21 protein-coding genes are annotated in these 17,120 nt (G+C 63.7%); 3 read left to right on the top strand and 18 right to left on the bottom strand.

Annotation, left to right across the window (positions count from 1 at the left end):
• Positions 1-10: 10 nt before the first annotated feature.
• From N3J91_03750 to N3J91_03725, 6 genes are read right to left on the bottom strand one after another with little or no spacing between them, the layout of a single operon-like run.
• Complete coding sequence (locus N3J91_03750; protein ID MCX8155561.1) at positions 11-1,189, bottom strand: beta-lactamase family protein; 1,179 nt, start codon at positions 1,187-1,189, stop codon at positions 11-13.
• A 25-nt stretch (positions 1,190-1,214) separates the two neighbouring features.
• Complete coding sequence (locus N3J91_03745) at positions 1,215-3,005, bottom strand: PQQ-binding-like beta-propeller repeat protein (GenBank protein MCX8155560.1); 1,791 nt, start codon at positions 3,003-3,005, stop codon at positions 1,215-1,217.
• Positions 2,998-4,317, bottom strand: coding sequence for a 4Fe-4S binding protein (locus tag N3J91_03740; GenBank protein ID MCX8155559.1), 1,320 nt, complete (start codon positions 4,315-4,317; stop codon positions 2,998-3,000). Before N3J91_03740 ends, N3J91_03745 begins: the two co-directional genes overlap by 8 nt.
• 56 nt (positions 4,318-4,373) lie before the next feature.
• The gene (locus tag N3J91_03735; protein MCX8155558.1) at positions 4,374-4,967 is read right to left on the bottom strand and encodes a ferredoxin; all 594 of its coding nucleotides are present in this window, start codon (positions 4,965-4,967) and stop codon (positions 4,374-4,376) included.
• A 6-nt stretch (positions 4,968-4,973) separates the two neighbouring features.
• On the bottom strand, positions 4,974-6,023 hold the full coding sequence (locus N3J91_03730; GenBank protein MCX8155557.1) for a twin-arginine translocation signal domain-containing protein: 1,050 nt from the start codon (positions 6,021-6,023) through the stop codon (positions 4,974-4,976).
• Entirely contained in the window at positions 6,020-6,253 is a 234-nt protein-coding gene (locus tag N3J91_03725; GenBank protein ID MCX8155556.1) for a hypothetical protein, read from the bottom strand. The genes N3J91_03730 and N3J91_03725 overlap by 4 nt, the downstream gene beginning before the upstream one ends.
• 388 nt (positions 6,254-6,641) lie before the next feature.
• Here N3J91_03725 and ruvC point away from each other — a divergent pair, with 388 nt between their 5' ends.
• Genes ruvC through N3J91_03710 form a run of 3 tightly spaced genes read left to right on the top strand, consistent with a single transcriptional unit; the run spans position 6,642 to position 8,569 of the window.
• Positions 6,642-7,253 (top strand): crossover junction endodeoxyribonuclease RuvC, encoded by a 612-nt coding sequence (gene ruvC / locus N3J91_03720; GenBank protein MCX8155555.1) that lies wholly within the window; start codon positions 6,642-6,644, stop codon positions 7,251-7,253.
• A 2-nt stretch (positions 7,254-7,255) separates the two neighbouring features.
• Complete coding sequence (ruvA, locus tag N3J91_03715; protein MCX8155554.1) at positions 7,256-7,858, top strand: Holliday junction branch migration protein RuvA; 603 nt, start codon at positions 7,256-7,258, stop codon at positions 7,856-7,858.
• 6 nt (positions 7,859-7,864) lie between these two features.
• Positions 7,865-8,569, top strand: coding sequence for a lysophospholipid acyltransferase family protein (locus N3J91_03710; protein ID MCX8155553.1), 705 nt, complete (start codon positions 7,865-7,867; stop codon positions 8,567-8,569).
• Positions 8,570-8,572: 3 nt separating this feature from the next.
• Here N3J91_03710 and N3J91_03705 read toward each other — a convergent pair whose 3' ends face one another.
• The 12 genes from N3J91_03705 to N3J91_03650 form a co-directional block, all read right to left on the bottom strand.
• Positions 8,573-9,853 carry a hypothetical protein gene (locus tag N3J91_03705; GenBank protein MCX8155552.1) on the bottom strand — a complete coding sequence of 427 codons (1,281 nt, stop codon included), beginning with the start codon at positions 9,851-9,853 and terminating at the stop codon, positions 8,573-8,575.
• Complete coding sequence (locus tag N3J91_03700) at positions 9,850-10,911, bottom strand: class II aldolase/adducin family protein (protein MCX8155551.1); 1,062 nt, start codon at positions 10,909-10,911, stop codon at positions 9,850-9,852. The genes N3J91_03705 and N3J91_03700 overlap by 4 nt, the downstream gene beginning before the upstream one ends.
• 17 nt (positions 10,912-10,928) lie before the next feature.
• Complete coding sequence (locus N3J91_03695) at positions 10,929-11,252, bottom strand: EutN/CcmL family microcompartment protein (protein MCX8155550.1); 324 nt, start codon at positions 11,250-11,252, stop codon at positions 10,929-10,931.
• Positions 11,249-11,527 (bottom strand): EutN/CcmL family microcompartment protein, encoded by a 279-nt coding sequence (locus N3J91_03690; protein MCX8155549.1) that lies wholly within the window; start codon positions 11,525-11,527, stop codon positions 11,249-11,251. Before N3J91_03690 ends, N3J91_03695 begins: the two co-directional genes overlap by 4 nt.
• Before the next feature lie 134 nt (positions 11,528-11,661).
• The gene (locus tag N3J91_03685; protein ID MCX8155548.1) at positions 11,662-13,188 is read right to left on the bottom strand and encodes an aldehyde dehydrogenase; all 1,527 of its coding nucleotides are present in this window, start codon (positions 13,186-13,188) and stop codon (positions 11,662-11,664) included.
• Between the two features lie 53 nt (positions 13,189-13,241).
• Complete coding sequence (locus N3J91_03680; protein ID MCX8155547.1) at positions 13,242-13,562, bottom strand: EutN/CcmL family microcompartment protein; 321 nt, start codon at positions 13,560-13,562, stop codon at positions 13,242-13,244.
• 87 nt (positions 13,563-13,649) lie between these two features.
• On the bottom strand, positions 13,650-13,934 hold the full coding sequence (locus tag N3J91_03675) for a BMC domain-containing protein (protein MCX8155546.1): 285 nt from the start codon (positions 13,932-13,934) through the stop codon (positions 13,650-13,652).
• A 78-nt stretch (positions 13,935-14,012) separates the two neighbouring features.
• Complete coding sequence (locus N3J91_03670) at positions 14,013-14,390, bottom strand: GxxExxY protein (protein MCX8155545.1); 378 nt, start codon at positions 14,388-14,390, stop codon at positions 14,013-14,015.
• Between the two features lie 49 nt (positions 14,391-14,439).
• On the bottom strand, positions 14,440-15,630 hold the full coding sequence (locus N3J91_03665) for an acetate kinase (GenBank protein ID MCX8155544.1): 1,191 nt from the start codon (positions 15,628-15,630) through the stop codon (positions 14,440-14,442).
• Between the two features lie 57 nt (positions 15,631-15,687).
• The gene (locus tag N3J91_03660; GenBank protein MCX8155543.1) at positions 15,688-15,966 is read right to left on the bottom strand and encodes a BMC domain-containing protein; all 279 of its coding nucleotides are present in this window, start codon (positions 15,964-15,966) and stop codon (positions 15,688-15,690) included.
• Positions 15,967-16,002: 36 nt separating this feature from the next.
• On the bottom strand, positions 16,003-16,293 hold the full coding sequence (locus N3J91_03655; GenBank protein ID MCX8155542.1) for a BMC domain-containing protein: 291 nt from the start codon (positions 16,291-16,293) through the stop codon (positions 16,003-16,005).
• 61 nt (positions 16,294-16,354) lie between these two features.
• A complete protein-coding gene (locus N3J91_03650) occupies positions 16,355-17,032 on the bottom strand; it encodes a phosphate propanoyltransferase (GenBank protein ID MCX8155541.1) in 678 nt (225 codons plus the stop codon).
• Between the last annotated feature and the right edge of the window lie 88 nt (positions 17,033-17,120).

Raw genomic sequence — 17,120 nt, 5'->3', positions numbered from 1 at the left:
CCTCACCGCCTCAAGGCGGGGTGGGGGACGCCCGCACCGCCGCGCAGGCCCGCCGCAGGTATTCCTCGAACTCCCATTCCCCGCTGCTGCCCGTTTGGCGCACCACCACCAAATCCAGGCTGGGCACAAACGCCAGCAACTGCCCCCCGGAGCCGGGTTTGGAGCGGGCATCCAGCGGAATGCCCGCCCCGCTGCGGCCCGATTCCGGATTGAGCAGGGCCGGCAGCTCCCAACCATGGGAGAAAATGCGCGGATGCAATTTCCAGCGCATTTCCAGACTTTCCACCTGGTGGGTGGCGGCGGCCGTTTCCTTGATGAACCAGGCGGGTATCACCTGGCGCTCCTGCCAACGCCCCTGCCTTAATAAACAGTAGCCGATCCGGGCCAAATCGCGCGCTGATAGTCCCACCCCGTGCGACGGATGCCGTCCGTGTCGTTCATCGCCCTCGTAATACTGAAACCACCAGTGCTCAATCCCCAGCGGTTTGAACAAGGCTTCCACGGCAAACTGGTCATAGGGCTTGCCGGTCACCGTCTCGCAGACCAGCGCCGCATGGGCAAAGGCATGCGTCGAGTAGCCGCAACCCGTGCCGGGATCAAACGCCAGCCGCTCGGTACGGGGATCACCGCTGTGGCCCAGGATGTATTCCCATCGCCCATCATTCGGAGCGCCGGTGGCCTCGGGGCAGATGCCTGAAGTATGATTCAGCAGTTGTTGCACCGTAATCCGTCCCTTGCGCGGGTCGCTCAAAGGCTGGGCCCAGGGAATAAATTCAAACGCGGCATCCCCAAAGCGCATCCGCCGCGGTGTCAACCCTTGCTGGCTTTGTTCGGATGCGATGGCCAGCACCGTGGCGCAAATGGCCTTCGAAAGGGACGCCACCCGCGAGGTGTTGGTTCTGACCCCCGGGCCGCGCTCCACCTCCAGCACCACGTAGCCATGCCGCACCACCACCGCCGCAAAATGGCGTTGATCACTCAGCAGCAGCCACGCGCTCAAGGCCCGCAACGCCTCAGGATCCATGCCCCCCAGCCGCCGGAGCTCCTCATCACTGCCTAAAACCCGCCAGCCCCCCTGAGATTCCGGTGGCGGAAAATAATCTGCCGCCCCCAGCGCCAGTGCCGCCCCCAGCGCCAGCAGCAGCGCCAGCCGGCGCCAAAGCCGTTCTGAAAGTGGGAGCTGGGCCATGGTTCATGACCCCGGACAGCCCGGTTCAAGGGGATTTGCTGCCCAGGCAGTATAGGTGCGTCTTGCCGCGCACGTAGATGCGGCCGTTCACAAAGGCCGGTGTGGCAAACACCATGTCGGGCAGTTTGTTGCGGCCCAATTCCTGAAACTTCGGCCCCGCTGCCGCCAGGATGGTGACGCCTTCTTCACCCCACAAATACAGCCGCCCGCCCGCCACGCAGGGCGAAGCCTTGAAATTGATCTCCAGCTCATGCTCGTATTGTCGCTTGCCGGTGGCCACCTCGTACACCGTCAGGATGCCCGAGCTGGTCAGCAAATAAACATACTGCCCGTCGCTCACCGGGCTGCAAATGTCCGGAATCCCGTCCAGTTGTTTCCACAGAACATGAGTCTTGGTGACATCGCCCGAACCATCGGGTTTCGTGGCCACCAGCTCCTCGTTGGCCGTTAAAACGAGTCCCCCCGCAACAATCGGCGAAGGCGCCACCTCACCATGACAAACCTGCGCCCGCCACAGCTCCGCGCCCGTGTCGGGATCATAAGCCATCAGCCATGGATTGGCATTGGCCACCAGCAGCAGGCGCTGGCCGGCCTGCGCCACAATCGGCGTGCTCCAGCTCGCCCCGACCGGCCGCGGGGCCGTCTTCCAAACCTCGGCCCCGGTGGCGGTGTTGAAGGCGTAAATCACCGATTTCTTCGCCTCCTCATCCCCCTGATCCCACTGCACGATCAGCAAGTTCTTATACACCTCCAGCGAGGCCGAATGCCCATATTGATTGTCGGGTTTGCCCAGACTTTTTTGCCACACGCTGTTGCCCTGAAAGTCAAACGCCGCCAAATCGCCGGTTTCAAATATCGCGTACACGCGCCGCCCATCCGTGGCGCAGGTGGAGGTCGCGTAGAATCGGCCCTCCTCATCCTCGGGCGGAAGGCGTTTGCCCGGTTTGCCCACGGGCTGCTGCCACAGCAGTTTTCCGGTATCCGCGTCCACACAAAACACCTCGCGCGTGCCGGAATTGCCGCCGGTCATAAAAATGCGATTGCTCCAGACCACCGGCGAATTGGGACTGCCATAGGGTAGCGGCGTTTTCCACACAATCCCCTCGCCGCTTTCCCCATCCCACTTGACCGGCAGGTTGGTGAACACAGACACCCCCGCCCCCTCGGGGCCACGAAAACGCGGCCACTGCCGCGCCATTTCCTCCCGCGTGGGGAAGGACGTATCCAGCGACGGCGCCCCGCGGCTTTCCGGCGAGGCGGGGGCCGGCTTCTTCGCCAGCACCACCTCCAAATCGCTCTGGGATGATTTCACCGCCCACAGGGCTGCGCCAAGGCCCACGACGGTTACGGCACCCACGGCCAGGCGGGATAGCCGGGCATCGCGCTCGTATAAATCAGGACGCGCCACATACTTCCCCGGCCGCGGCAGCCGCCGGCGCCACGTGGCAAAATACAAGGCCGGCAACAGCACCAGCGCACCCCCCAGCAGCAGCCAGCCGCTGCGTTGCACTCGCGTGACATAACGAAAATACGCGGCCCGCAATTCCAGATCCAGCTCCCGTATCTGCTGCTTCAGCTTCTCGTTGGCCGGTTGTTGCACCAGCGCAGCCTTCCATTGCGCCAACTGCGGATGATCCACCGGATTGACCCGCCGGCTCTGGAAATAACTCACCACGAGTGCCACGGACAAAATCGCGCAGTAAATCCCCGCCACCCAGGCCACCCGCCGCGCTGGTTCTTTCCATGGATGCTCGTCGCCAGGCGCCGGAGGTTTGGGCGCCGGGGCAGGGGAGGGGTTGGCAGGTTGGTCAGGCATTTTTATTCACGGAAGCGCCCGCCGGAGCCGCGCTCAAGGGAATGGTTCTCGCCCGCTGTTCCCGTTTGATGCGGGCCTGTTCATTCGGACAATGCGTGTAACATCGGGCGCAGGCGACGCATTGCCCCGGATCCGGCTCAAACGCGCACCGGCGTTGATCAAATTGGGCCAGGCTCAGCAGCTTCAACCCCAGGACCAGCCCCGCAAAGGCGCCCCAAATCATGCCGCCCACCGCAAACCGCCCGCGAATCTTCATCGCCGTCGCATACAATTCCTCCACCGGCTTGCCCGTGTCGTGAAACGCCTTGCTGGCGTCGGTCATTTGCGCCGCCCGTCCCGTGGCCTCCGCCGCCACTTGCTCGGCCAGCGCCACCGTGGCGTTCATCTTGGAAAACGGCACCGCCAACTGCCGTCCCAGCCAGCCACCGGCCGCCACCAGCAGCACCGCCAACCCGCCCATGGCCAGGCGCCGCCGCCAAAGCTGTTGCGGCGTGGGCGCGGGCAGCAGGCCCGTGGGCTCGCGAATGGCGCCGTAGGGGCACGCCACATCGCACAACTGGCAATGCACACAATCCTCCGGCAGCAGGGTGACGTTGTGCCGGGAAAAACGGCTGCAGAGGCTGAGCAAGGCCCCGTAAGGGCACAGAAACCGGCAATACGGCCGCCCCACCATGGTGCCCAACAACAAAAAGGCGCCTCCCAGTGCCAACATGGAAAAAGCCCCGCTCCGCCGGTACAACGAAACAAAGGGATCATACTGGCAGAAAAGAAACGCGCTGCCGGTGGCCGCAAAAAGAATGCCGGCCCCCAGGTAAAGGAACGGCAGCACGCTCAAACCGTGCTCCAGCCAGGGCGGCAAAGTCTTGGGCTTCACCACCACCAATTCTTGAATGGCGCCCAGCGGACAGACCGCCGCGCAAAATACCCGCCCAAAAAACAGCGCAAAGATCAGCGGCAGCAGGAAAAACGCCAGCACGGCCCATGGCAGCGCGTAATGCGCGTTAAACAGGGCCAGGGCCACGTCCTGCGTCGAACCCACACTGCACACGCAACCCTTCCGGTAGAAGCCGAAATACACCATCGAAAAAACCGTCAGCCAGAACACATGCTTGCGGGAGCGCAGTTTGAGCACAAAGTACGCCGCCAGCGACAGCGCCCCCAGCAACACCGCCACATCCACATACTGCATGAAGTCCGCCCGGGGCGGCGGCGCCGTGGTGGCGGGAAACGTATAACCGGATTCAAAATCAGGCGGAGGAAATCGCTCCACGCCCCGCAACGCATGGGCCGCCCACAGCAGCCCGGCCAGCACTGCCAGGATTTTTGCCCACCGTCCCGCCCTTGCCCAGACCCTTGCACCCCAATCCTTCATGCGTGATGTTCCCTGGATTTGAACTTGTATGGCTGGTCCGCCGACACCCGGGAAATGGCCTGGGCGGGACACACCACCGCAATCGAGCACTCGTTGCAATTCACACACCGGTCATGCCGGATTTGCAAATGGAACGAGCCATTCCCAAACAGCGTGCAGCCCTTGACACACTTGGCGCACCCAATGCACAGCGGCTCGTCTATCGAATATTCAAAATACGGATCCTCCAGCGCCCGCCGCTTGATGGCGCCTGTGGGGCAAAGCTGGTTTTCCGCCGCCGTGTTCAGCGCGTTGGGTTCCGGCTCGAAATAGCCCGTGCACAGCTTGCAATAGCCGCACATCGGATAGATCTGCACACACTTCACCGCGGAAGGTTGCAGCACGCAGGCGGTGGCACACTGGCCGCACCATGTGCATTTATAAGGATCAATCTGCCAAACCGTGTTCGCGGCGCTGGTTTTCAAGGCCATCCCCCCCACCAGCACCCCCAGCCCGGTCATCGCCGCCGTCCGCACCGTCTCCCGCAAAAATTGCCGCCGGGCCACTCCCGGCGACCCTGGCGTTTGCGGCATTTTAACTGGACAGCTCATACGACTTCAGGAGGTTGCCCCCGCCTTTTTGGGCGTCATAATTCTTAACGTGTTGCTGACCTGATCCAACACCAGCACCCGCCCCTGCCCATCGGCCGCCGCATCCAGCCCGGCCATCGAGCCATCCCACTTGTTCAAGGCCGCGCCCGTCCGCAGACTCTCCGGAAAGGCCTCCGGTCCCACCACCACACCCTCAAATTCACCTTTGGCGCTGTACCGTTTCACCCGCGGAATCCCTTTCTCGCAGGTGATATACCGCCCATCGGGCAGCAACGCAATGTTGATGGGATTGCAGCAACCGCAAAAACCTTCCACCCCCATGCTGGTTTTTCCCCACGAATTCACCAGGTTGCCGTCGAAAGTGTACGTCTCCACCAAATGCCGCCCCGGATTGGTCACGCGCAACAAGCCGTCCGGCCCCACCTCCACATCCAGGAAAGGACTCGGCACTACCAGCCCCGGAATCTTGCGGCTCGCGTCCTTCTCGCCCAATCGCCCAACCAGCCGGCCGGACTTGTCATATCGCAGCACCACCCGGTTGCGCGCATCGGCGGCAAACACATCCTTTGCCGCCACCGCGATGCCGGTGAACCAGGCGTTGGGTCCGGGTATGTTCCATGGCTCCCGCCGGCGGCCTTGGGGATCAAAGACTTCCACATGATCCTTCACCGCCACATACGCCGTGCCGTCCCCTTCCACGGCCACAGCACGAATGACATCCAGGGCCTGAATCTCCCGCAACTTTTCCAGCCGCGCGGAAAACACCAGCAACGTTTTGCCCGCGCTCACCCAAATCTGATCCTCCGGCCCCACCGCCACCCGGCGCCCCTCGGCCACTGGCAGGCGGAAAGTGCTTTGCATCTCGTAAATTAAATGTTTGGGATCGGTTTTGAACAGATGCTCCACCTTGTACTCGTACGGATTCGCCTTGGACGGGGGCGGCGCTGGAGCCGCCCCGGCCGCCGCCGTGGCGGCACCCCCGGCCAGCGTACCCAAAAACCCGCGGCGGGTCAGGGAGATGGGCGTTTCCTGGGCTGGTGGATTGGGCTTCTTCATGGGAGCCGTATGGTGGATTGGCGCCGGTAATCCAGGGCGGGCGGCAAATCGCAGCGGGCCAGCAAGGAACACCCCCCGCACACCCCTCCCCGGCTACAGGCCTGCCCCCGCACCACGAGCGTCACCCCCACCGCCGTCAACGCTCCCAGCATCCCGCGCCGCACCCAGCGGCGCAGAAACTGCCGGCGATCCAGGGTCTGTTTGCCCGCTTCGCGCATATGGCTTCTCACAGCACCGGCGCTAGTTTACTTTAATATCTCTACAAATTACCAGCACATTAGACGCCATGCCACTCCGACATCATCAACTTTTGCCCCAGGTCAATCATTCCCTTGATCATTCCCATGGCCTAGGGGTTGCCCAATGGCGGACGTGCCGGGGGAGATCCGTCTTTTCCCGGCCCGACATCCCCTCTTCACCCCACTTTTCCGGAATCCACCACAACCAAGCTTAAAGCTCCGCCATTCCTTGCCTCATCCGCGGAACCATCCCCCAGCCCGGCCTTGCCGGCACGCAACCCAGACCCCACAGCAACCTCATGGCGCCTCCCACGGGACCGGTATAAGGGCTGATATTTTCTATTTTGCCGGGGGAGGGTTTTTGGCAGACTCCGGCCCTGTGGGCATCAAACCCGAACAGCTTTCCCGCATGATGGAGCGCCTCCAGCGGCCGCGGAAAACCCCCGAGCCGGCCGTGGCCCCCACCGCGGCGGCCCCGCGCACCCGCGACGGCCTGGTGGTGCTGGGGGTGGACCCTTCGCTGCGGGGCACGGGCTATGGCGTGGTGCGGCAGGCCAGAAATGGCCCCGCCATGATTACCCACGGCACCATTGCCTGCGGCGCCACCTGGCCCGTCAGCCGCTGCCTGGGCCACATTGCCCGGACGTTGCGGGAGGTGGTGGCCAACGCGCATCCGTCCGTGTGCGTGGTGGAGGGGCTTTTCTATGCGCAAAATCTTCGCACGGCCATCGTCATGGGCCAGGCGCGCGGCGCCAGCCTGGCCGTCGTGGCCGAGGCCGGCCTCGAGGTCTATGAGCTGGCCCCTCGCAAGGTGAAACAGGCCATCGTTGGCTACGGAGCCGCGCAAAAAGAGGCCGTCGCCCGCATGGTCCAGCGCATGTTGCACCTCGCCGAACTGCCCGCCCCCGACGCCGCCGATGCCCTGGCCCTGGCCCTGGCTTATCTGCAGGAGACCAGCCGCTACCTCATCGCCGGCCCGAAAAAGATTTGAGTATGATTACCTTTTTACGCGGTACTCTGCTGGAATCCCTGCCCACCCAGGCCATCGTCGAAGTCAACGGCGTGGGCTACGAAGTGCTCATCCCCCTTTCCTCCTATGACAAGCTGCCGCCCCCGGGCAGGGAGGTGAAGCTGCTGACCCACCTCCTCGTGCGCGAGGATGCCCACGTGCTCTATGGCTTCATGACCGCGGCCGAGCGCGAGCTGTTTCGCCTCCTCATTGACACCGTCAGCGGCATCGGCCCCAAGACCGCCTTGAATGTCCTCAGCGGCATGAGTGTGACCGCCTTTCGCGGCGCCGTCGCCAACGGCGATGTCAAGGCCCTGGCCCAAATCAGCGGTGTGGGCAGAAAAACCGCCGAGCGCATGGTGGTGGAGCTGCGCGACAAAATTGGCGCCGCCGGCGCCTGGGAGGCCAGCAGCGAGGCCCGGGGACTCTCTCCCGAGGATCAGCGCGTCAACGACGCCGTGCTGGCGCTCCTCGCCCTGGGCTTCAAACAGGTTGAGGCCCACGAGGCCGTCCGCGCCGCGCAGGCCATGTTGGGGGCCTCGGCCACCGTCGAGGAGCTGGTCCGCGCCTGCTTGAAAAAAGGTTGAAGCCGCTTGGCCACTTTTCGACAACGTCCCCTGCGTTCAGGAGTGGTGGTGCCCCACACCGTCCAATGGCACGGCCGCCTGGCGGCGCGCCTCTTGTTCTGGCTGGTGCAGGGATGCGGGGCCTCCCTGCGCCTGACGGTGGACGACGCTTCGGGCCTGCTCAACGTTCCGGCCCACGAGCGCCGGCCGGTCATCTTCTGCCTCTGGCACAACCGTTTGGCAGTGGCCCTGCCTTTGCGCCGGGCATTGTTGGAACTGCGGGGCCTGGCCCGGCCCATGGCGGCAATGGTAAGCGCCAGCAAGGATGGCGGTCTGCTCGCGCGCGTCCTCGAGCTGGCCGACATTCAGCCCGTGCGCGGCTCCAGCAGCCGCCGCGGCCCCCAGGCCATGCTGGAATTGAAAACCTGGGCCGAGCGGGGGTATGACCTGGCCATCACGCCCGACGGCCCCCGTGGCCCCTGCTGTGTGGTGCAGGATGGGGTGGTGGCCCTGGGCCAGATTACCGGCCTGCCGATCATCCCCGTGAATGTGCTCCTGGCCTGGAAATGGCGCGTGAACAGTTGGGACCGTTTTCAGGTGCCGCTGCCCTTTTCCCCCTGCCACGTCCGCCTCGGCGAGCCGCTCCGCGTGCCGGAGGACGCCAGCGACCAGCAGCGTGAGGAGCTGCGGCAACTGCTGGAGGGCCGCATGCGGAAGCTGGCGCCCGACTGAGCCTCAGCCAAACCGCCGCGTCAGCCGCCATTGATGATACGCCCGCCGTTGCGCCGCCGTCATCGCTTCAAAGTTCGGCGCGCCGTTGGGGAAGGTGGGCCACGCCGCGGCCTTCTCCCCGGAGACCGGCGCAGGCGGGGCCGCCGCCGTGCTGCCTCCGGCCAGCGGATTGTTCTGCACGTGGACGGTGGCCCGCCGGGCGGCGGTCCCGTCGTACTGCATGCTTTGATCCGTCAGCTCCAAATCTTTCTCCAGCGGCAGCCGCGGCTTGATGCCCTTGGCCTGCAACACGCCGTGATAGGCGCGCACCGCCTCCTCCGGCGAAATCCGCCCGTCGGTAATCAACCGCAGCATCTCAATGAAGGCCAGTTGATGCTCGGCATGGTTGATTTTGCGCCCGAACAACGCCACGCGCGCCCCGTATTTCTGGGCGTCGTGGATCAGCTTGAAGGCGTCGTAGGTGGTCCCCGCGCCGCCGCCCAGGATGCCGATCACCAGATTGGGATCATACTGCGCCAGCTCCTCCAAAGCCCGCGGCCCGTGATACACAATTTTCAGGAACAGCGGCCGCCCCGCCTCCGTCACCCCCGCCAGCGTCCGTAAAATCTGGTCATTGATAAATTCGCCCAGCTTTTCCGGCGGAATCCCGCTGGGCACGTTGGGATCAAAGACCTCCAGAAAATAGCGAAACTTTTTGCGCTCGGCTTCCTCGCGAAAGGCCTTGAAGCACATCAGCGTTTCCCGATCCTGCTCCAACTGGTTCACAAACGTCAGCGAATACAACCCCAGATTGGCGCCGGGAAACTCCGCCGTCCCGTCCCGCGCGCACTCAATCCGGCCGCACTGGATATGATCAATGGTGGCGCTGCGAAACGGCTGGGCCGGCTCCCGCGTGTAACAACCGTGCCGCACCACCCAGATGTCCGTGGTGTCGTTGGCCCGCGCCGCGGGCGTCACGCTCGAGTCTTTGAAAAGTCCCTCCTTGATCGTGAGCTGCTCGTTCACATAGGCGCTCATCAACATGATGTCCACCACCCCCTGCGCCACCACCTCGCGGATGACATCCAGAAACTCGGGCAGATTCCGATACCCAAACTCCTCCCGCGTCCACACCTCCGGCGAGAAGCGCGCCGGCCGCTCCCCGCGCGCCGACAAATAATACCGCGGCCCCGGCGCGCGCACCCCAAAGGCCATGTCGGCATCCTTGGCGTCCGCCAAAATGAACGCCCGCGAGCGCGGGTTGGCCTTGATCTCTGCCAGTTTGGCGTCGAGCGAGCGCATCATTGCAACTGGCTCATGATTTGATCCGTGATGGCCTGCACCAGCGCCTCGGCCTGCGGATCCGGCGCGGGGCCCGCCGCGGCCGCCTTGGGCGGCACCATGCAGGTCACCCCCGGCCGCCACTCGCTGTTGTCGCACAACTCGCACTCCTTCAGCCCCGCGCGCGCATCCGGGATCCCCAGGGTGGACTTGATCTTCAAAATGTCCTGCAGGTACTTCGGCTCAAACGTCTTCAGCGGCACCCCCAGATGCGTGCCAATCACGATGGTGTTGCAATAGGCCTCCAGGATTTCCATCTTGAAATACGCGTCCTCCACATCCACATGGCTCCAGGATACCGCCCCATGGTTGCCCATCAATATGGTGTTGTGCTGCTCCACCAGATCCGCCACCAGCTTGCCCATCTCCGGCGTGCCCGGCGTGCGGTATTCCGCCACCGGCACCGTCCCGATCATCACCTCGATTTCCGGAATCATGCACGTGGGCGGCGACAGGTTGGCCACGGCAAATGCCGTGGCGGCGGGCGGATGGCAATGCACCGTGGCCACCGCCCGCGGCTGCCGTTTCATGATTTGCAGGTGCATCAAAATCTCGCTCGTCCGCTTCTTCTCCCCCAGCAGTTGATGGCCCTCCAAATCCACCAGACAAATGTCCGCGGGCTTCATAAACCCCTTGGAAACAAGGGTGGGCGTGCACAGCACAATGTCCTCGCCCACGCGGATGGCAATGTTGCCCCCGTTGCCATCTACGTAATTCCGCTGCCACATGCGCCGGCCAATGTCACAGATTTTCTCCTTCAACTCGTGAATGGCGGGCGAGTTGAAAAAGGCCTCCAGCTCGGCCTTGGGGCTTTTGGACGTGGGCGGTTTGGCCGGGGCCGCCGCCCGCGCGCTGCCGCCGCTGCTGCTGGCGGCCGCCTTCCGCAGGCCGCCGTTGTCCTCCAAATCGCGCAGAAAATCCCGCGCCGAAGGCGTCAAAATGGCGTCGGCGGGCAGTTGGGTGACATCCTGCCCGCGCCGCAGCATCTCTTCCAAATCACGGACGCTGATTACATTTTTCATAAAATCCTGCCTTTGCATCAGGCTTTGGGTTGGGCCGGCGTTTCGGCCGGGTGATAAAACATCTGATCCACCAGCGCGGTGCAGATCGCGTCAATGGGCGTGGGTTGCTCAAAAGGCACTGCCGCCTCCCGGCCCTCCACAAACCCGATGACCTGTCCCACGCCGCCCCCCAGCGCATCATACGCCACCAGGCTGGGCTCCCGGCTCAATGTCGCCTCCCCTTCGAGGCCCTGCCGGTACTGCTCGCGCCCCAGCGGACTTACAATCAGCCAGCGCGCACCGGTGAGGCTGGGCACCGCCTGGCTCAACGTGACCCGTCCAATGACTCGTCCCAGTCTCATGCGTGGCCCGTCCTTTCCGGCTCATCCACAATGCCCACAATCATCCAGCGGGCGGGGCTGTTCTCGTCCCCCACCGCCACCCGGGCGGCGGCGCCATCGGAGGAGATGATCACGCGCTGGTGCATGCCCGCCCCCCACGGATCCAGCGCAATTTGCGGCACCCCCTCCGGCTCCCCCCGCTCATTGATCGGCTGGCAAATCAGCAGCCGCCACCCCTCAAAACTGGGGTGCTTGCGCACGGCAATCACACTGCCTTCAATGCGGGCTAGCAGCATGGCACAATTCCCCAAACCGGGCCGGCCCCCGCTCCCACCCCGCCCGCGCGGCCGGCGCCGCCCGCCGGGACGGGGCCGCGCCGGTTGGCATATTTTGGGGGTGTCTCGCTCATGGGCTTTCTGGGCATGGTTCTTCAGAAAATCCGCAGCTTGTCCACCATCACGCATCGCCGCACCCGCGTGAAGGTGCGCGGATTGCAGATGCCCTCCCCGGTGGTGGTGGCAATGCTGAAGTTGGGATAACCCTCGCCGCCCGCCCCCAACCCGGCCAGACAGGAGCCGTTCTTCACAAACAACGTCGTCTCCAGCGCCCGCGCCATGGCCGTCATGTGCGCCACATCATGCGAATGAATCATCGCCGAGTGCTTGTAACCCCGCTCCGCTTTCTTGGATAGCTCGATCCCTTCCTCCACCGTGTTGACCCGCACCACCGGCAGAAACGGCATCATCTGCTCCTCTATCACAAACAGATGATCCGGCGCCGTCTCGGCAAACAAAAGTTGCGTGCCCTTGGGAATGCTCACCCCGGCCACCTGCGCCAGCACCTCGGGATCCTTGCCCACCAGCTCGCGGCTCAACACCGGATGCCCGCAGCCCGCCCCCTGTCCGGGAAGGGTGAACGCCGCCTTCGTCAGCCGCTCCACCTGCGCCTCATTCAAACGCACCGCCCCGGCCTTCTCCAGCGCCGCCATGAACCGGTCAAAGAACGGCGCCAGCACGAATACCTCCTTCTCCCCGATGCACAGCAGATTGTTGTCATACGCGGCCCCATAGACCACATGCTGCGCGGCCCGCTCCAGACAGGACGTCCCGTCCACCAGCACCGGCGGATTGCCCGGCCCGGCGCAAATCGCCCGTTTGCCCGTCTGCATCGCCGCTTTGACCACGCCCGGCCCGCCGGTGACACACAACAGCTTCACCAGCTCATGCGACGCAATGGCCTGGAAGGACTCCAGCGTGGGCTTCTCCACGATGCACGCCAGGTTTTCTATGCCCAGCTCGCGATAAATCGCCTCGTTCAACACCCGCGCCGCCATCACCGCGCATTTGACCGCGCTGGGATGCGCGTTAAACACCGCCGCATTGCCCGCCGCCGCCATGCTGATGACGTTGCAGGCCATCGTGGGAATGCTGTGCGTGGACGGCGTCACCGCCCCAATCACGCCAAACGGCGCGTATTCCTCCAACGAAATGCCGTGATCCCCGCTGAAACCCAGCGGCGCGAGAAACTCCACCCCCGGCACGGCGCGCAGCCCCTTGAGCTTCTCGATCTTGTGATCCAGCCGCCCAATCTTCGTCTCCTGCAGCTCGATAAACCCCCACTCGGCCGCGTTCTGATTGCATATATCCTTGACCAGTTGCACCACCTTCTGCCGGCCCGCCACCCCCTTGGCGCTGAGCTGCAGATAGGCCTCGTGGGCCGCCTCGCAGGCCTGCCGGGCATCCTGAAACACGCCAAACGTCCCCCGCAAAGGGGTCCGCTCCGCCGTCTTGATGACCAGATTGACCGCCCCGGCGCTGCTGGCGGATGGCGCGGCTGCTGCGGACGCGCCCGCCGGCGCGGCCGGTGCCGGCGGCGCCGGCGTTGCGGTCCGATTCAGACGGCCGAGCACTTCGGCCACCACCTCGCGAATCAAGGCTTCATTCACTGGCGCACTCATAAGGCTTCGTTAGGTTGTGCAGCCGGGCAGGGGAGGGGCCGACTCGTCCCTCCTTAGCTGCCCGCGTTGCGCGCGTTGTAGATCTGTTTGCCGAAGACATCCACCGTGTCCACAATCCCAATCACCACCGCATCCACCGGCGCATCCTTCAGGTTGGGCGCCAGCCGGGCCGAGCTCCCCTGGCAGAACAGCACCAGCTCACCCTCGCCCGCCCCCACGCTGTCCACCGCCACAATGGTGTTGGCGCCGTTGCGGAATTTGGTGGGATCCTTCTCGTCCACCAACTGCGGCCGCAGCAGCAGCAGCTTCCGCCCGCTCATGCTGGGATCCTTTTTGGTGGACACCACCGCACCTTCCACCCGTGCCAGAAACATGGTTGACCTCCGGGCTGGCGGCGGGCCAAAACCGCACCCGGCGTGCTCCGTCCCCGGAGACGCCCGCACGGCCCGGCCCGGCGCGGGTTACTTGGCCTTCTTGGGCAGCACCGCCTCCACATCCGGATGCGGCCGGGCGATCACATGCACGCTCACCAGCTCGCCCTTGATCGCCTTGATGGCCTGCGCGCCGGCGTCGGTTGCCGCCTTGACGGCGGCCACATCGCCCACCACCACGGCGGTCACCAGCGCGTTGCCCACCTGGGTCATCGGGCCGGCGAGTTCCACGTTGGCGGCCTTCAGCATGGCGTCGGTCCCTTCCACCAGGGCGACCAGGCCGCGCGTCTCAATCATTCCAATCGCTTGAGGCATAGATTTAATGAGTTTTTAGGTTAACCACGAATGCACACCAATGAACACGAAAGCTTGCATGGGGAAGATGTCTTGGGTTCACAGGACCAGCCTTTCCCATTCCAGTTTGGCGCGCTTGAAATTGAGCAGCACGCCCACTTTGCACCGGGTGATTTTGAGGTAGTTGAGCAACTGGCCACGCTCGTGATCGGTGATTTGATCCACCACTTTGATTTCCACCACAATCTGCGAGTAGGCAACTAAATCGGGAATGAACTGACCAATCAAAACGCCCTTGTGAAACAGTTCAAACCGCGGTTGTTGTTGATGCGGAATCCCACGGAGCTGGAATTCCACCACCAGAGCATTCTCGTAAAGTTTCTCGGCAAAACCATGTCCCAGTGAATTCAACACCTCCATCGCCGCTCCCACAATGTGGAAGACTTCTTCTTTCAGTGCGATGGCAGGGGCGTTCATGTTGATCAATGATGGGGTTGATTCGTGTTTCTTCGTGTCTATTCGTGGTTCAAATCTTCTCCGCCTCCAGCAGCCGCCGCGTTTCCCGCGCCACCACCAGCTCCTCATTCGTGGGAATCACCATCACCTTCACCCGCGAAGACGCCGTGCTGATCACCGCCTCCCGCCCCCGCGTCTCCCGGTTCAGCGCCGCATCCAGCTCCAACCCCAAACCCTCCAGCCCCCGGCACACCGCCGCCCGCAACCCAAAGTCGTTCTCCCCAATCCCGGCGGTGAACACCAGCGCCTCGGCCCCGTTCAGCTCCACCAGAAACGCCCCTATCCAGTGCCGGATCGCATGCACAAAATGATCCAGCGCCAACTGCGCCCGCGCCTCCCCCTGCTGCGCCCGCGCCGTGATGTCCCGCATGTCATTGTAACCTCCGGACAGGGCCTTCAGCCCGGATTCCTTGCAAAGCTGGCGCTCCGCCTCCTCTAGCGTCATCCCCGTCTGCCGCAGCACATACGGCAGCGCAAAGGCGTCCAAATCCCCCACCCGGTTGTTGTGCGGCAGACCCGACTGCGGACTCATCCCCAGGCTGTTGCCCACCGCCACCCCGTCCCGCAGGCCCGTAATGGAGGAGCTGCCGCCCAAATGACACGAAATCACCCGCAGCGCCGGCGCCCGCACCGGCGTCGTGCCGCCATCCACATAAAGCTGCCGCACCCGCCGCGCCACGTCCTCCCGTCCCAACAATTCCGCCGACCGCTCCGCAATGTATTTGTGGCTCGCCCCATGAAAACCGTAGCGCCGCACCCCCAGCTCATACCACGATTCCGGCACCGCATACCGCTGCGCGGCCGGCGACGCCCATTGGTAGAACGCCGTCTCAAACAGCCCCACCAGCGGCACCCCGGGCATTTCCTGCGCAAACAGCCGGATGCCCGTGATGTAGGGCGGATTATGCGCCGGCGCAAGGCCGTTGAACGCCTCCATCGCCGCCAGCACCCGCTCCTCCAGCCGCACGCAGCCGGTAATGCCCCGCGCCATCACCGTCTTGAACCCCACCGCCGCCAGGTCCGATGCCTGCTGAATGTGCCCGGCCTCCCGGAGCTGCTCCAAACACGTGCGGATGGCCTGCGGATAATCCGTCACCCGCTCCAGCCCGCCCTTGTGCAACATCTGCTCCTGCTCCCCGGCAAAGTAATACAACCGCCACTTGAGCGACGTGGAGCCGATATTGGCAACCAGGATTTTCATGGCCTCTCCACGCACCCCGGCCCGGCAGGGCAGGGGCGCCTGCACCACGCAATTACTTTACTGGAGCCATTTGCCCAGCCCGGACAGCCCCTCGTGCGGACGCGGAATCACCTGCACGGCAATCACCTGGCCCACCTGGGCCGCCGCCGCCGCGCCGGCATCCGTGGCCGCTTTCACCGCCGCCACATCCCCGCGGAAAAAGCCGGTCACATATCCGCTGCCGATCTTTTCCCAGCCCACCAACTGCACGTTGGCGGCCTTCAGGCCGGCGTCGCAGGCTTCCAACAGGGCGCACAGCCCCTTGGTTTCAATCATGCCAATCGCTTGTTGTGCCATAACTCAATTCAGGTAAAAAAGGTTCTCGCTTCAGGGTTATTTGCCGCCTTTGGCCGGTTCGCCAATGAAGGTTTTCACCAAATCCTCGTGCGGCCGCGCCAGAATGTGGGAGCTGATCAGCTCCCCCACCTTCCCCGCGGCCTTCGCGCCGGCGTCCACGGCGGCTTTGACACTGCCCACATCGCCGCGGCACAACACCGTGATCATGCCGCCGCCGATGGGGATGGTTTTGACCAGGGTCACATTGGCGGCCTTGACCATCGCATCGCTGGCCTCCACCGCGCCCACGTAGCCCTTGGTTTCGATCATGCCGAGTGCTTCACTCATAGGTTTCCTTTGGGTTGCTTTTGAATTGGGTTAAAAATCCTGTCCCGCGCCTCGTTGCCAATCATTTGATGAGCTCGCACGGGGTGTCCGCCTGCAAATCGCAGGCGTTGCCTTCATCGGTGTCAATGTGCACCTCCAGTTTGAAGCTCGGATCCACCCGGCACAGCAGCTTCTCCAGCGTCACCGCGCACGGCCCCCCTATCCGCAACTTCATCCAGTCGCCCTGTTTCACCCCATAAAACGCCGCGTCATCCGGATGCATGTGCACATGCCGCAAGGCCCGGATTACCCCCTCCTTCATCTCAAAAAATCCGGCCGGCCCCATCAGCATCGCCCCCGGCGTGCCTTTGATGTCCCCCGACAGCCGCAAGGGCAGATCAAACCCCAGCGCAATCCCGTCCGTGTACGCCAGCTCCACCTGATTCAAATTCCGGCACGGCCCCAGGATCCGCAGGTTGGATATCACCCGGCTCCGCGGCCCAATCAACGTCACCGTCTCCTTCGCCGCAAATTGTCCCTCCTGATACAGCCACTTGTACACCTGCAGCTTGTGGCCTTTCCCAAACAACGCCTCCACCGCCTCCTGCGTCAAATGACAATGCCGCGCACTCACATTCACCACCAGCGGATTGGGCGCCCGCGCCGCCTTGGGCAGGGGCAACCCCAAGCGTTGATACACCGCCTGCCGAACCAAATGTTCGACTTCGGCCCGATGAACTCCGGGTGCGGTAACAGCCATAAAAACAAATGTTTGAGTCGAAAAAACCAAAAACTGGCAAAAATGTCAAATAAAATCTTGCAAATAAAATCGAGTTCTATCAATATCT

The organism is Verrucomicrobiia bacterium (assembly GCA_026414565.1).
In the GTDB taxonomy this organism is placed as follows: Bacteria; Verrucomicrobiota; Verrucomicrobiia; order Limisphaerales; family Fontisphaeraceae; genus Fontisphaera.
The sequence above is the reverse complement of the archived record's forward strand: the minus strand, read 5'-3'. Positions and strand labels throughout refer to the sequence as shown.